This window comes from Streptomyces sp. NPDC028635 (genome assembly GCF_040637635.1).
GTDB lineage: Bacteria > Actinomycetota > Actinomycetes > Streptomycetales > Streptomycetaceae > Streptomyces.
Genome location: NZ_JBEZWX010000001.1, coordinates 382,734 through 396,875 on the forward strand (window position 1 = coordinate 382,734; position 14,142 = coordinate 396,875).

Annotated in this window: 12 protein-coding genes and 2 pseudogenes; 8 read left to right on the plus strand and 6 right to left on the minus strand. The window is 71.8% G+C overall.

What is annotated here, in order from left to right; all coding sequences use genetic code 11:
* Positions 1-32: 32 nt before the first annotated feature.
* Positions 33-1,070, minus strand: coding sequence for an NlpC/P60 family protein (locus AB0E88_RS01290; RefSeq protein ID WP_361621796.1), 1,038 nt, complete (start codon positions 1,068-1,070; stop codon positions 33-35).
* A gap of 479 nt (positions 1,071-1,549) precedes the next feature.
* Here AB0E88_RS01290 and AB0E88_RS01295 point away from each other — a divergent pair, with 479 nt between their 5' ends.
* The 3 genes from AB0E88_RS01295 to AB0E88_RS01305 all read left to right on the plus strand — a co-directional run bounded on the left by AB0E88_RS01295 (position 1,550) and on the right by AB0E88_RS01305 (position 3,952).
* Complete coding sequence (locus AB0E88_RS01295; protein WP_361621799.1) at positions 1,550-1,873, plus strand: WhiB family transcriptional regulator; 324 nt, start codon at positions 1,550-1,552, stop codon at positions 1,871-1,873.
* A gap of 429 nt (positions 1,874-2,302) precedes the next feature.
* On the plus strand, positions 2,303-3,352 hold the full coding sequence (locus tag AB0E88_RS01300; protein ID WP_361621802.1) for a M4 family metallopeptidase: 1,050 nt from the start codon (positions 2,303-2,305) through the stop codon (positions 3,350-3,352).
* Positions 3,353-3,613: 261 nt separating this feature from the next.
* Positions 3,614-3,952 carry a DUF732 domain-containing protein gene (locus AB0E88_RS01305; RefSeq protein WP_361621805.1) on the plus strand — a complete coding sequence of 113 codons (339 nt, stop codon included), beginning with the start codon at positions 3,614-3,616 and terminating at the stop codon, positions 3,950-3,952.
* A gap of 112 nt (positions 3,953-4,064) precedes the next feature.
* Here the strand turns inward: AB0E88_RS01305 and AB0E88_RS01310 are convergent, their stop codons facing one another.
* Complete coding sequence (locus AB0E88_RS01310; protein ID WP_361621808.1) at positions 4,065-5,288, minus strand: MFS transporter; 1,224 nt, start codon at positions 5,286-5,288, stop codon at positions 4,065-4,067.
* 47 nt (positions 5,289-5,335) lie between these two features.
* On the opposite strand from AB0E88_RS01310, the gene AB0E88_RS01315 reads away from it, so the two are divergent.
* Positions 5,336-6,745, plus strand: coding sequence for a PLP-dependent aminotransferase family protein (locus tag AB0E88_RS01315; protein WP_361621811.1), 1,410 nt, complete (start codon positions 5,336-5,338; stop codon positions 6,743-6,745).
* Between the two features lie 11 nt (positions 6,746-6,756).
* A complete protein-coding gene (locus tag AB0E88_RS01320) occupies positions 6,757-7,560 on the plus strand; it encodes a maleylpyruvate isomerase family mycothiol-dependent enzyme (protein WP_361621814.1) in 804 nt (267 codons plus the stop codon).
* Between the two features lie 62 nt (positions 7,561-7,622).
* On the opposite strand, the gene AB0E88_RS01325 is transcribed toward AB0E88_RS01320, so the two are convergent.
* Entirely contained in the window at positions 7,623-8,108 is a 486-nt protein-coding gene (locus AB0E88_RS01325) for a hypothetical protein (RefSeq protein WP_361621817.1), read from the minus strand.
* Positions 8,109-8,352: 244 nt separating this feature from the next.
* Between AB0E88_RS01325 and AB0E88_RS01330 the strand changes: the two genes are divergently transcribed.
* Together AB0E88_RS01330 and AB0E88_RS01335 are read left to right on the plus strand one after the other, a co-directional pair.
* Positions 8,353-10,674 (plus strand): LPXTG cell wall anchor domain-containing protein, encoded by a 2,322-nt coding sequence (locus AB0E88_RS01330; RefSeq protein ID WP_361621820.1) that lies wholly within the window; start codon positions 8,353-8,355, stop codon positions 10,672-10,674.
* 158 nt (positions 10,675-10,832) lie between these two features.
* Positions 10,833-11,384: a GNAT family N-acetyltransferase gene (locus AB0E88_RS01335; RefSeq protein WP_361621823.1), complete on the plus strand. Its 552-nt coding sequence runs from the start codon at positions 10,833-10,835 to the stop codon at positions 11,382-11,384.
* A 15-nt stretch (positions 11,385-11,399) separates the two neighbouring features.
* Here AB0E88_RS01335 and AB0E88_RS01340 read toward each other — a convergent pair.
* Positions 11,400-11,789, minus strand: a pseudogene (locus AB0E88_RS01340) (FAD-dependent oxidoreductase); the annotation flags it as partial.
* 290 nt (positions 11,790-12,079) lie between these two features.
* Between AB0E88_RS01340 and AB0E88_RS01345 the strand changes: the two are divergent.
* Positions 12,080-12,493, plus strand: a complete 414-nt coding sequence (locus AB0E88_RS01345) for a hypothetical protein (RefSeq protein WP_361621826.1) — start codon at positions 12,080-12,082, stop codon at positions 12,491-12,493.
* Positions 12,494-12,774: 281 nt separating this feature from the next.
* Here the strand turns inward: AB0E88_RS01345 and AB0E88_RS01350 are convergent, their stop codons facing one another.
* Positions 12,775-13,194 carry a TOBE domain-containing protein gene (locus AB0E88_RS01350; protein ID WP_361621829.1) on the minus strand — a complete coding sequence of 140 codons (420 nt, stop codon included), beginning with the start codon at positions 13,192-13,194 and terminating at the stop codon, positions 12,775-12,777.
* A gap of 406 nt (positions 13,195-13,600) precedes the next feature.
* A pseudogene (modA, locus tag AB0E88_RS01355) lies at positions 13,601-14,095 on the minus strand (molybdate ABC transporter substrate-binding protein); the annotation flags it as partial.
* Between the last annotated feature and the right edge of the window lie 47 nt (positions 14,096-14,142).

Below are 14,142 nucleotides of genomic sequence, written 5' to 3' on the forward strand. Positions count from 1 at the left end.
GACGACGTCACCGCACGCCGCTCCCTGTCCGGTCAGACGCGGACCCCGAACATGAACGGTCCGCCGATGGTGTCCATCGACTCGTACCGGACGACCGTGCCGGTGCGAGGGGCGTGCAGGATCTGACCGTTGCCCGCGTACAGGCCCACGTGGTGCAGGTCGTTGAAGAAGAAGACCAGGTCACCGACTTGGAGCTGGCTCCTCGTCAAGCGGGTGCCGATGCCCGACTGGGCTTCGGAGGTACGCGGTATGAAGACGTCGGCCTGGGCGTAGGCCCAGGAGGTCAGACCCGAGCAGTCGTAGGAGGAGGGGCCTGTGCCGCCCCGGATGTAGGGCTTGCCGAGCTGGCTCTGGGCGGCCGCGAACGCGGCCCCGGCCCGGCCGGACGCGGGTGCGTGGTGGCCGATCCGCACACGCTCGGCGGAGGAGCGGCTGGCGCGCTGCTGCTCGGCGTCGAGGGCCGCCTTGTCCTTGGCGGTCAGGGTGTTGAGCAGCTTCTGCGCCTCGGCGAGCTTGCTCTGGATCTCCTTCTTCTTGGTGCCCAGCTCGGTACGGGTGGAGGCCAGGTCCTTGAGCTTCTCGGTGGCCTCGGCGCGCTCCTGAGCGAGTTCGCGCTGCTTGTCCTGGATCTCCTTCAGCGCCTTGACCTGCTGGCCGCTCAACTGGTCGAGGGTGGTCGCCTTGTCGAGGAAGTCGTCCGGGGCGGAGGAGAGCAGGAGCTGCACCGAGGGATCGATGCCCCCGGAACGGTACTGGGCCGAGGCCAGCGAACCCAGGCCCTCACGCAGAGTGTTCAGGTCTTGCCGGCCGCGGGCGACCCTGTCCTGGAGGGCGGAGATCTCCTTCTGGAGCTTCTGCTGCTTTTCGTTGGCTCCGTTGTACTTCTCGGTGGCCTGCTCGGCCTGCTCGTAGAGCTGGTCGACCTTCGCCTTCACCTCGTCCTTGCCGAGCCGCTGACCGGGCGTGGCCTCGGCGGCGTTTGCGCTGAGCGCGACGGCAGCGGCGGCTGCGGTGGTCAGCACGCTCACACGCGCACGGCTCGGCTGCTTGGCTCGACGATGGGACGGCACGGAATCGACTCCTGTTCCTTCGGCCGACGGCAGTCGCGCCGACGGCCTGGGCGAGGGGTGGGCCTGCAAAGGGGAGGGGAGGGGAGGAGGACCGGCGTCCTCCGGCACAGTGGACCACGGGCCTGTGGCGGTGGACCATGCAGAACTACCGGCAGAAGTAGCTCGCGGAGGATCGCCGGCGCGGCAGCCCCCGACAACGCGCGGTGCATCCCGGAGTCGGCCGCAGCCAACCGCCTCGACAACCACTTGCCTCCGCCGAGCCAGTGCCCGCCGACCAGGAGGACCAGTTCGGAGGCGCGTTGCAGTATGGCTGGCGATACGCTCGCGCGTCCCCAAGCACGTCCGCGTCGGGTGCCGCAAGAGGTGTCACTCGAAAAGGTGGCCTGCTGCGGGCCCGCTCTTCTGCCGTCCGCGCTCACGGCGTACCTTCCCGTCACCGGTGATCCACGGTGCGGGGCGTACAAGGGGAGTGGGCGGGCATGGTTGTGATCATGGACAGCGGCTGGAATGAGCGCGCGGCGTGCAAGGACGCCGACCCTGACGAGTTGTTCGCCGACGGAGCAGCGCAGCACAGGGCCAAGGCACTGTGCACGGGCTGCCCCGTACGGACCGAGTGCCTCGCCTACGCACTGGACGCCCGCATCGATCACGGTGTCTGGGGCGGGATGACCGAACGCGAACGGCGTGCGCTGCTCCGCCGAAGACCGACCGTCACCTCGTGGCGCCGCCTGCTGGAGACGGCCCGCTCCGAGTTCGAACAACAACCCCGGCCGGGTCGCCTGCCCACCGCCCAGACCGGTTGACCCGGCACCGGGCCGGTTCAGCGTGTGTCGGTGAGACCACCGGTGACGGCGATGGTTTTACCAACGGTGAAGCTCGGGTCCGCGTCCGAGGCGATATACACGGGCGAGATACACGTAGGTAGGGGCGACTTCTTCGGGCTGAGCCACACGGACGGCTCACCGGGGCCGAGGACGGCAAGCTGTACGCCCACGGGACGGCCACCTGCGCCGTGTTCCCGACGCCCGCCCCCGCTGATCACCCCGCGCACGCCGCATGGCGAACTGGGACGGGGACGGCATCCGGGCACGGGTAGGTGAGATGGCCGCGCGGCGCACGCCCCAAGGCGGGACTCTGTTTTCGTCGTGGACCTGTTCAAGAGCCGGGCGGTGCGCGAAGATCACGCCCACTCCGCACCGCCGCGTCCACGCCATCCCAACGGGAGGATGTACATGGCTCACCGCACACCCCGCGGTCTGCTCGCCGGGGCGACCGCCACCGTGGCCCTGCTCATGACGGCCGCCTCGGCCTCCGCGACGACGACCGCCCCCGTCCCCGTGCTCGGCCCGCAGGCCCGCGTCTTCATGGTCAACCCCGTTCAGTCGTCGGGTGACCAGACCCTCACCGACGCCAAGGACGCCGCCGACGCCGTTCCGGCCTCCGCTTACGCGACCGTCGCGTTGCGCAACCTGGACGGCAGCGGTGGCCTCTCCGGCCGCTGGGTGTCGGTCCGTTCCGACACCGGTGCCTCCGCGCGGGTCGCAGACGCCGCCTCGTACAACCGGCACGACGACCAGTTCGAGCAGGTCATGGCGTACTTCTGGGTCAACGAGGCCCAGGAGTACCTGCAGGGCCTCGGCTTCGGCAGCGAACTGCCCGGCGCCAACGACCGCGTCCAGCCGGTCCGTATCAACCAGTACGGCGCCGACAACTCCTTCTTCAGTGACAAGAAGGCGGAGATCCGCTACGGCAAGGGCGGCGTGGACGACGCCGAGGACGCCGAGGTCATCGTGCACGAATACGGTCACGCCGTGCACAACGCCCAAGTGCCTGGCTTCGGCACCTCACCGGAGGCCGGCTCCATCGGCGAGGCCTTCGGCGACTACCTCGCCGTCACCGTCGGCGAGCACGCCGCCGCGCGCTACGGCTGGCCGATGAAGACCGACGTCGCCTGCGTCGCCGACTGGGACTCCGTCATGTACAGCGACGCCCCGCACTGTCTGCGCCGGATCGACTCCGACAAGACGTACGCGGACCGGGTCGGCGAGGTCCACGCGGACGGCGAGATCTGGTCCCGCGCGCTGTTCGACATCCGCACCGCCCTCGGCGCGCGCGTCGCCGACCGGATCATCGTCGACGCCCAGTTCGGCTTCGCCCCCGACACCAGCTTCGCGGCGGCCGCCAACACGACGGTCGCGACGGCGCAGCAGATGTACGGCAAGAGCGCGGCGGACGCGGTCCGCGCCGCGTTCCGGGCCCGCGGCATCCCCGGCGTCGCCTGATACCCGACGTACCGGAGGCGGCAGATCCGCCGCCTCCGCAGCGGGACGCCGAGCCCTCACCGCGCCTGGGCCGGCAGCACGGGGCGGCCGAGAGAACCGAGGCCCGACCGGCAGACTGCCGAAGGCTCCACCGCCGTGGACAGCCGGCCACGCCGGCGAGCACCGACCGCGGACACGTACACAGGTGCATCCGTCGCCGGAGTCGTCACAGAACCATCACGCCACTAACAGCATGATCATCGGGGCGGCGATGATGACACCATGAGACGAAAGATCAACACCGCGGCGTGCACCCTGCTCGCCGGGCTCCTGCTCGTCGGCTGCTCGTCGGGCGGGCCGTCCGCCGACGACAGGAAATACGCCGACGCGGTCGCAGCCGCCGACCCGTACGGCCTGGGGGACATGGAGACGGATCAGCTCGCCGACACCCTCGGTTCGACCGGGACCGACATCTGCCTGACGCTGCGAGGCAGCTCGTACGGCGACGCGATGCAGTACGCCGTCTTCCACAACTTCGAACCCAAGGAGGCCGCGGCCCTGGTGTCGGCGGCGGTGGAGGTGTACTGCCCGGACCAGGCGGGAAAGCTGCCGGCGGCCTGACCGCCCCGAAGAGCCGGCGCCGGCAGAACTCCCTGCGGACCATCGCGCGCGACGCGGGGACGGTTGCGGCACTCCCCGGCGAGGGGCCACCCTCGCCGGTCGCCGCAGGCGTTCACTCTCTCGGTGCGAGGCTCGGCGCAGACTGGTCCGAGCCGGCGCGGGCGGTGGCCCTGCGGTCGCGGCGGGCAGGCGTGACGGCGGTCAGCATGACGGCGCCGGTGAGTGTGAAGGCCCAGGCGTAGCCGGTCCCTGCCGCGAGAGCGCCGAAGGCGGCCGCGCCCGCGCCCATGCCGGCGTCGTAGGCGACGTTCCACACGGCGCTGACCGTGCCGTAGCCGGAGGCGGGTACGCGCGCGTACATGAGCGACAGCGTCGCGTTCTGGGTGATCCCGAAGCCGGCGCCGAACACGGTGACGGCAGCGATGACGGCGACCGCGCTGCCGGGCAGAGCCATGAGGAGGGTTCCGGCGGTGGAGATCAGCAAGCCGGGAAGGACGAGAGCCGCGGGGTTGTGGCGGTCGCCGTACCGGCCCGCCCACCAGCGGGCCACGGTGGCCGCTGCGGGCTGGACGAACAGCGCCAGGGAGACCAGGCCGGTCCGCGACGCGGGAACCGCGAGCGGCAGGAAGGTGACCACGATGCCCGCGGCGACGGTGGTGGCCGCGAACACCACGGCGGGACGCAGCAGTTGGGGCGCCCGCAGGCCCTCGGTCAGGGCGACGGGCCTTCCTGGGTCCCGGAGCCGGTCGGGCAGGCCCGGGACCGACGCGACCGCGGCGAGCGCGGCCACGGCCGCGGCGGTGAACACGCCCGGGTAGCCGGTGTGTGCGGCCAGCCACACGCCCAGCGGCAGCGCGACCAGCGCGGGCGCCCCGGAGACGACGCCGACCAGCGCCAGCCCCTCGCCCCGGCGTTCGGCCGGGATGAGGGACGCCGTCAGAGCACCGCCCGCGACCACCGTGAACGCGAAGCCCAGGCCGCGCAGCACACAGACCGCAACGATCCACCACAGGTTCCGGGTCTCGGCCAGCACCAGCGCCGGCGCGCCGAGCAGGCACAGTCCGGCGGCCAGCACGGCGCGGTAACCGAAGCGGTTGACCAGAGCCGGTGTCGCGAGTTCGCCGGCGACTGTCGCCAGCATCAGCGCGCCGGTCGCCAGCCCCGCCGTACCGCCTCCCCCGCCGCGGTCGGCGGCATAGCCGGGGACGACCGACAGCAGCAGGTAGAAGCTGGACGAGGCGCCCAGCATGGACACGAAGCGCAGCAGGAGCGGCCGCGTCACCAGGGGCGGGCGCTGCGCGACAGAGGGGCGAGTCGAGTCAAAGGAGGCGGTCACGCAAGGACGCTAAGCGGCCGGCCGGATCACCGGTAAGCTCCAGTTCCGTGCCGCTGGAGTGGTCCGGTTCCTCGCCCGAACTGCTGCTGGTCGTCGATCGGACCAGCGCTCGGCCCCTGCGCGCGCAGCTGGAACACGGGGTGCGGGACGCGATCCGCACGGGGCGGCTGCAGGTCGGCGAACGGCTGCCGTCCTCCCGGGAGCTCGCCCGCACGCTGGGACTCTCACGGGGCCTGGTGCAGGAGTGCTACGCCCAACTCCAGGCCGAGGGCTACCTGGTGACCCACCCCGGCTCGGCCACCCGGGTGGCGGCCGCGGCCGCGCTCCCGGCCGCCACCGCCCGACCGCCGTCCCCGCAACCGCGCCTGGTGGCCGATTTCCGGTGGGGCGTACCCGACTTGGGAGCCTTCCCGGTGCAGGACTGGCTCCGGGCGACCCGCGAGGCCACGCGCGCCATGCCGACGGCGGCCTTCGACTACGGCGATCCGCGCGGCAGCGCGGTCCTGCGCGAGGTCCTGGCCGGCTACCTGCGCCGGGTGCGCGCCGCGGCGGCCGACCCGGAGCGCACCGTCGTGTGCAACGGCTACGCGCAGGGCCTCGACCTCGCGCTCCGCGTCCTCGCGCGTGCCGGAGTGCGGACCGTGGCCTTCGAGGACCCCGGCTCGCCCGCCACCGTCGGCGCGGCCGCCGCGGCGGCGGGCCTGCGGGCCGTTCCCGTGCCGGTCGACGAGCACGGCATCGACGTGCGGGCGCTGGCCGCCACCGACGCCCGCGCCGTCGTGGTCACCCCCGCCCACCAGTGGCCCACCGGCGTCGCCCTCGCCCCGCAGCGGCGACTGGCGCTGCTCGACTGGGCCAGGGACCGCGACGCGATCGTCATCGAGGACGACTACGACGCCGAGTTCCGCTACGACCGCGAGCCCGTCGGCGCGCTCCAGGGCCTCGCGCCCGACCGGGTCATAGCGATCGGCACCGTCAGCAAGTCCCTCGCCCCCGCCCTGCGGCTCGGCTGGCTGCTCTGCCCACCGGATCTCGCCGGACCCCTCGCCGAGCAGAAGCACCTGAGTGACCGCGGCACGTCCACGCTCGACCAGCTCGCCCTGGCCCGGCTGATCGAGTCCGGCCGCTTCGACCGCCATCTGCGCCGCATGCGCGCCGGCTACGCGTCCCGCCGCACCGCCCTGCTCGGCGCGCTCGCCGAGCACGCACCGGGCCTGCGGGTGACCGGCCTGGCGGCCGGCTTCCACGCCGTCGCCCACTTGCCCCGCGGCGCCGACGAACACCACGTCGTCACCGCCGCCCGGGCCCGCTCCGTCGGCCTCTACGGCATGAGCGCGTGTCGCGCCTCGCGGGACGCCGCGCCCGCCCAACTCGTCCTCGGCTTCGGCAACGTGAGCGAGCGCGCCATCACCGCGGGCGTCGCGGCCGTCGGCGATCTGCTCGCCGTCGGGCCGTAGAGTACGGGCGCGTGTCCGACAGCAGCGCCATCACCGCGGCCGACGTCGCGCTCGTCCTCGACGGCATCCGCAGGTCCGTCACCCGCCTCGGTGCCACCCTCGAGGGGCTGAGCGACCTCTTGGCCCGCGAGCCGTCGGCACTGCCCGGCTGGAGCCGAGGCCACGTCGTCACCCACCTCGCCCGCAGCGCCGACGCCTACCGCTGGCTGCTGTCCCTGGCCCGGACCGGTACCGAGCCCGGACCCCGGGCCGACGCCGCCACACTGGACCGCGCGCTGCGCGAAGGCGCCGCTCGCGGCGCCGCGGAACTGGTCGCCGATCTGCGGGAAAGCCTGGACCGGCTGCTGGACGAGGCCGCGGTCATGCCTGCCGAGGGCTGGACCAGGCTGGTCACCGCGCTGGCGGGCTGGCACCATCCCGCCTGGTTCACCCTGTACCGCTGCCGGCGCGAACTCGAGACCCACCACGTCGACCTGGATCTGGGCTACCTCCCGGCCGACTGGCCCGCCGACTACGTCACCTGGGCGCTCGAGGAGACCCTCAGCGCGCTGACGGCCCGTCATTTCCCCGTCGCCCGGGTCGTGGCCGAGGACCTCGGCCGGTCCTGGACGCTCTCCGCAACGGGCCTCACCGTGACCGGCGCCGCCCACGCCCTTCTCGCCTGGCTCGCCGGACGCGACACGGACCACGGGCTCCGCTCGGACCACGGGCTCGGCTCGGATCACCGGCTCCGCTCGGACCATCGGCTCCGCTCGGACGTGTCGCTGCCGACCCCGCCGCGCTGGCCGCTCCCGCCGGCTCCCGGCTGGACCTGACGCGCGCCGGACGCCGACCCCGATGCCCTCACCGGACACTGGTCACCCGTACCGGCCACCGCTCACCCCGCACCCCCGGCCCACTCCGCGAACTCCTCCACCACCCTCCTGAGCCGCCAGTCGCTCCCCTTCGTGAACATGCCCCGCAGCTCGGCGACGGGGACCGCGGCCGGCCGGTAGTCCTCGTCCTCGTACAGGTCCTCGTGGTCCGGGTCCTCCATCGGATCGTCGGGAACCCCGACGAAGAGGCCCTCCCAGGCATCGGGGTCGTCCGGAGCGCCGGGGTTGTGCTTCCACACCGCGCCGGCGCGCACACACACCTCGCCCAGATACCAGGCGGGGACGGTGACCTCGGGGGTCCGGCGGGCGGCGCGCACCTGTGCCGCCGTACCGAAGCGGGCCCTGACCACCGCTTCCAGCCGGTCGACCGACTCCGGCGAGAAGTCCCACACACCGGGGTGGTCGGCACACCACCCCGGGAACGCGGCCTCCTGCTGCCGCAGCCACGCGTGAAGCCGGGGGTGATCCGTCCACTGCTGCTCGCTCATGCCGACAGCGTACGGGCCGGACCCAGGGGCCGACGCAACCCCCGGCCGCACCCGCACTCAGAGCGTTCTGAGACGTAACGAAGCTGTGCAGAAGAGGAGTTGAGCGCAACGCGCCTGAGAAAACTCTGGGTTTCCTGTGCGTCGGGTGACTAGCGTGTCTGTTCGACGCCATGAGCACGGGGGCCCTGGCGTCACACCGTTTCCTCCCCAACCTGCTCTGGGCTCCCGGGGAAGACAGATTCGCGTGAACCATCCGGACAACAGACGCGGCCGGCGCACATGGGCGCGCGCGGCCGTCGCGCTCGCCACCGTCGGGATCCTCTCCTTCAGCGGCCTGCCGCAGCTTCAGGGCACGGCGGACGCGGCCGTCCGGGCGCAGCGCTGCGACGAGATGTTCGGCCTGACCGGCACCACCCCGACCAACCCGGCCGACCTGCCGTGGGCGACCAGGGACGCGGTCCGGCCGGAGGCCGAGTGGGACACCTACGGGTACCCGAACCAGCGGATGGCCATGAACGGCCTCACCCTGCCGGACGATCCCGCGCAGCGCGACGCGATCCTGGACAAACTCACCAAGCCCTACAAGATGTACGCCGAGGGCACCAAGGAGCGCGTCTACGCCACCTACAAGAACTACCTCCAGCGCAACGGCGGCACCGACACCAAGTACGGCGGCTTCCAGAACTGGCTGCAAGAGGCCTACATCGACGTGTACGGGCGCAACCCGCGCGGCAACGCCTTCCACGCCAAGATAGTCAAGGACCTCAAGCTGACCGGACCGGACTGGATCTGCGAGGAGACGGTCACGGTCACCGACCCGGAAACCGGAAAGCCCTACAAGCGGCGCTTCGACGCCTTCAACCGCCGGACCCGGGAAGCGGTCGAGATCAAGTCCGGCGGCAACCACGACGCCAGCCAGGCCCCGAAGGACCGCGCGTTCCTGAAGGACCCCAAGTACAAGGACTACAAGCTCCGGTACGCCTTCGGTGAGACGCAGTCCGAGGACACCCGGCGGTTCACGGCCGGGCTCAAGCAGCTCGCGGGCTCCGGCCGGGTGACCACGTACGAGCACATCGCGACCCCGGCGCCGGAGTACACCCCGGGCAAGTACACCGCGCAGGACACCACCAGGAGCATCGGCCGCGGCTCCGAGGTCGTACGGGAGTCGCCCGGGACCGCCGGGGAGATGGCGCAGCGCAACGCGCGGATGCGCGCCGGTGACCCGCAGGGTCTGCGCGGGCGCGGGCCGGGCGGGGTGGACTTCTCCACCCTCGAACTGCGCTATGTGGGCAAGCCGGTCAAGGGCCAGGGCCTGAACTACTCGTTCGGTGCGAAGAAGGTCGACGAGTCCGCCGGCCTCGGCTACGGCGGCAAGGAGAAGGCCCAGCTCATCTCGGACGGTTTCTTCACCTGGCTGTCGCTGACGCCGGACCGGTTCTGGGTCAACCTCAACCCGGACCAGCCCGACCGGATCATGGACAAGACGTTCGGCACGACCGACGCCGGACGCGTGCTGCTCCAGGCCGACCTGCAGATGAAGCACGACTTCGCGAAGGACATGGACCCCCGCACCGGCGTGGGCAAGAAGCTCTTCGACACGCTCGCCGCGGAGAACATCCCCTGCACGCACGGCGTGCGGAACTGGATCGTGCCCAAGCCGGCGGTGGTGCGGGAACAGGACGGCGGACTGTACATCCTGGACGCCCCGCTGCAGGTCAACTCCGTGCCGCAGGAGGTCAGGACGCCGAGCCCGAACGGCCCCTGCAACCTCACCGAGGCCCAGCACAAGCGGGTGCAGCAGCTGATGGACTCGATGATCGTGCCCGACATCGAGACGAAGGTGAACACCGGCGCCGCGTACGCCGACCTGCGGCGCGTCTACAGCGCGCGGGTCGCCGCCGAATGGATCCGCCGCCAGGACGCCGCGTCCCCGACGGACTACCACGCGTTCATCAACAGCAACAAGGTCACGGACTGGCCGCTGCGGGGCGGCAACCGCTCCTGGACGCCCCAGCAGACGTACAAGGAGTACGTGAAGTCCTTCACCGAGGGCGACTACAGCTACCCGTGCGAGAAGGCCGGCCAGCCGGCCACCTGTGTGTCGGGCGGTGTCGACTTCTCCAAGGCACCCAAGAAGGACATCGACAAGGCGCAGTTCCACACCCAGCACACCTATCTCCCGCGCACCACGGAGATCTCCGTCAAGGCGGCCATGACGGACGACGCCGAGAACAAGGGCCTGCTCGCCCTCGGCGGCAACACGGCCACACACACCGGGACCGGCGGGGGAACCCCGACGCCCACACCCACACCCACGGACAAGCCGACACCCACCCCCAGCGGCGGCTCGTCGACTCCGGCGGCCACGCCCACCCCCAGCCCCGGGCACACCGCCCAGGGTGACCACCAGCAGCCGCCGGCCACACCGCCGGGCGACAACGGCGGCGGGGGCGGTCTGGCGAACACCGGCACCGAGGTCGCGGTCGTCGCGGCGGCGGCCGTACTGCTGCTCGCGGCGGGCGCCGGACTCGTCTGGTGGCGCCGCAGGTCCACCGGCACGCTCTGATCCGGCCGGACCGATGCGTCTGAGGGGGCGGGGCCTGCACGGCCCCGCCTCCTTCGTCACCCGGGCGGACCGGATCGGCCGGCCGGTGCCCCGCCGACGACCAGGCCGTCTCCCTCTCCCTTCTGTGCACGCTCGCGGGGTGCGGTAGGTTGCCCGCCATGACCGGACTCGGACCCGTCGCCTGGCCACCTGCCCCGACCAGGACCGAACGGCTCGTGCTGCGCGAGTCCGAGGCCCGCGACCGTGCGGCGTTCATCGAGTTGTTCGCGTCGCCGGAGGTGCGCACCTACCTCGGTGGCCCTCGACCGCGTGCCGAACTCGAAGGCGCGGTGCCCGAAGTGCCCGGGCGGCGCACCGGTGTTTTCGTGGTCGACCTCGACGGAGCGATGATCGGCACGGTCACGCTCGAACGGCGCGACGCCGAGCGTCCGGGGCACGTCCGCCCGGAGGCCGGGGAGGCCGAACTCGGTTACATGTTCGTGCCGGAGGCGTGGGGATACGGCTATGCCGCCGAGGCGTGCGCGGCGGCGCTCGGCTGGTTCGCCGACGCGCTTCCCGGCGAGCCGGTGGTGCTCTGCACCCAGACCGCCAACGACCGCTCGATGCGCCTCGCCGCGAAGCTGGGCTTCACCGAGGTACAGCGGTTCGAGGAGTGGGGCGCCGAGCAGTGGTTCGGCCTGTGGTCCCCGCTCACGGCGTCCGTGGAGTAGCCAGGCGTCAGCCGGTCAGGATGACAGGGCCGCGCCGAGCTCCCGCTTGAGGATCATGCCGGCCGCGGCACGCCCCGCGCGGATCGCGCCCTCCATGTATCCGTTGCCGATCGATGCCGTCTCGGCACTGGCCCAGTGGATCCGTCCGCAGGGCCTGGTCAGTGCGGCACCGTACTGAGTCCATACGCCGGGTGCCATGCGGCCCCCGTAGCAACCCCGCGTGAACTCCTCCGCCATCCAGTCCTGTTCGACGACCTCCAGCGGGGACGCGGCTTCCTCCCCGAAAAGAGTCACCAGAGTGTCGAGCACGACAGCTCGGCGCTCGTCAGCCGTTCGTTCGGCGAGTTCGCGGGCGTGCCGGCCCTCGAGGAAGCCGACAAGGACACCCACGGAACCATCCGGCGGAGAGTTGTCGAGGACGACGTTGAACGGGGTGTAGTGGTCGACACCAGCTCACCCAGCGTGTTTCCCGAGCCCGAACCAGCCGCCTGCTCACCGCGTTCGCGGCTCGTCCCCGGTGGCAGGCGCTGCCCGCGATCCTGGCCTCCGCCCTGCGCGGTTGAGGCAGACTTTCCTCCCAGCCGAGCCTCTGGGGGGTGACTGCCGTACCGCACAAACGGCGGACTTGCCCGCCCATGTCATCCGTCCTCGCAGGTTCGGCACTTCACTTCTGGTTCTGGTTCGGAGCGAATGTTGTGGGAGTCCTCCTACTGGTCTTCTGGGGCGGCAGCGCCTGCTTCTCCGCCTGGCGTGCTCAGCGGCTGTGGAAGGATCCGGACTACTACCGGCGCGTGGTGAACCAGAGGGTGTTCCGGTTCAAGGCCGACGTCAGCCGCGGACTGGTGCGCGGCTGGGCCCCCTTCGCGGTCGGGCTGGTGGCGTTGCTGGCCGCGATGGTGATGTTCATCGCCGTCGGCGTCGGCCAGCGCCCGCACAAGGGTCCCTCCGTGGCGCTCGTCATAGCCGCCCTGCTGTTCGTCGTCTTCTTGGCGGGCGTCGTGCTCCAGCTCTTGGTGGCATGGTTCAACCGGCCCCGCTGGTGCGTCCCGGCCTATCTGCGGGACGAGACCGGAGCATGGGCGGAGCGACACCCACGCAAGGTGCGCTGACCCGCCGCCGCCCCCGCACTCCGCGGGGGCGGGGGGGCCCCACCCCGGGGTGGGGGGGGGCCCCCCCCGGGGGGGGGGACGCCCCGGGCGCGGGGGCGCCCCCCCCCCCCCCCCGGGGGCGCTCCCCCGCCGCCCCCCCCCCCCCCGGGGGGGGCGGCGGCGCCACAGCACGGTTTCTGTGGCGCCGCCGCCGGGGCTGAGCGCCTGAAGTCCGTCGTGCCAGGTCTGCCGCAGGCACGTTCTCACATCCAGGACGCGGCCACGGCGAATGGCCGACGGGATCACACGGCTGAGAGCGAGACCTCCGTCGCCTTGAAGAGGGCCGTGACAGAGGAGCCCTGCTTGAGGCCCAGGTCGGAGGCGGCGTCCTTGGTGATCGAGGCGGTCAGTTCCCCGCCCTCGACCGTGACCCTGACCGTGGCCATGGCGGCGCCCGTCGCGATCTCCCGTACGGTGCCGGACAGCTGGTTGCGGATGGACAAGCCCTCCACCCGGCCGGTGGCCAGCGAGACCTCGGTGGCCTTGACGAGGGCGCGAACCGCAGAGCCCTCGGCGAGACCGAGGTCCTTGACGGCGTCAACCGTGATGGCAGCGGTGACGTCCTGGCCGCCGTCGAGGCGGACCTTGACCGTCGCCATGGCTTCGCCCGGGGTGACGGAGGTGACGGTACCGGGCATCTGGTTGCGGATACTCAGGCTCATGGTCGGACGCCTCGCAGGTATGGGTGGTTCGTCTGTCTTCGTATGCCGCGTTCCACGCTAGTGCGGCAGGAGCAGCGCCGCGTGAGGGCCGTCGCATACGCGAGCGAAAGATCTTGCTACGGCTCGCACACGCGGTACCCCATCATCCGGCCGGCCCTCTGCCCGTCTTCTCGGGCCCGGTATGCCGGTGTCCCGGTGCCTTGACGCAAGCCCACACGGTGTCTCCGGGGCGTCGGTCGCTGGTCGCCGTGTGTCTGAAGACCGGCCACCTCGCACCGCCGGATGTCGCGAACGCATGGGCACAGCGAAGAGTGGCGTCGCCGGACAGGGACGGCTGCTTCCGCGGACGCGCCGCAGCCAGGGACCACCCGCTCGGGCGTGGACCGCGCTGTCTCGCGGAGAGGGCTCACGGCTTGAGGAAACCGGCTCCGGTCAGGATCTTCTGGCCCTCGGGGGACTGGACCAGCGCGATGAACGCCTCGGCGGCTCCGGCGTTCTTGGCGTTCTTGAGCAGGGCGATGGGGTAGTCGTCGACGGCCTTGGCCGACTCGGGGAAGTCGACGCCTTGCACCTTGTCACCGGCCGCCTTCACGTCGGTCTTGTAGACCAGCGCTGCGTCGGCCTCCTTCAGCACGACCTTGTTGAGGGCGGACCTGACGTCCTCCTCGTAGGACACCGGGGTGAGCTTGATGTCGCTCGCGGTCAGGGCCTTCTGCGCGGCGGTGCCGCACGGCACCGTCTTGTCGCACAGCGCGACCTTCAGCCCCGGCCTGGTGAGGTCCTTCAGAGAGGCCGGCTTGTCGGGGTTGCCGGGGAGCGCGGCGATCTCCAGCTGATTGCGTACGAAGGTGGCCGGGGTGCCGACCGCGTCGCCCTTGTCCGTGACGGTCTTCATCGTCTTGCGGCGTGGGCCGCGACGGCCGGGCGGGGGGTCGCCCCTGTGCCCCG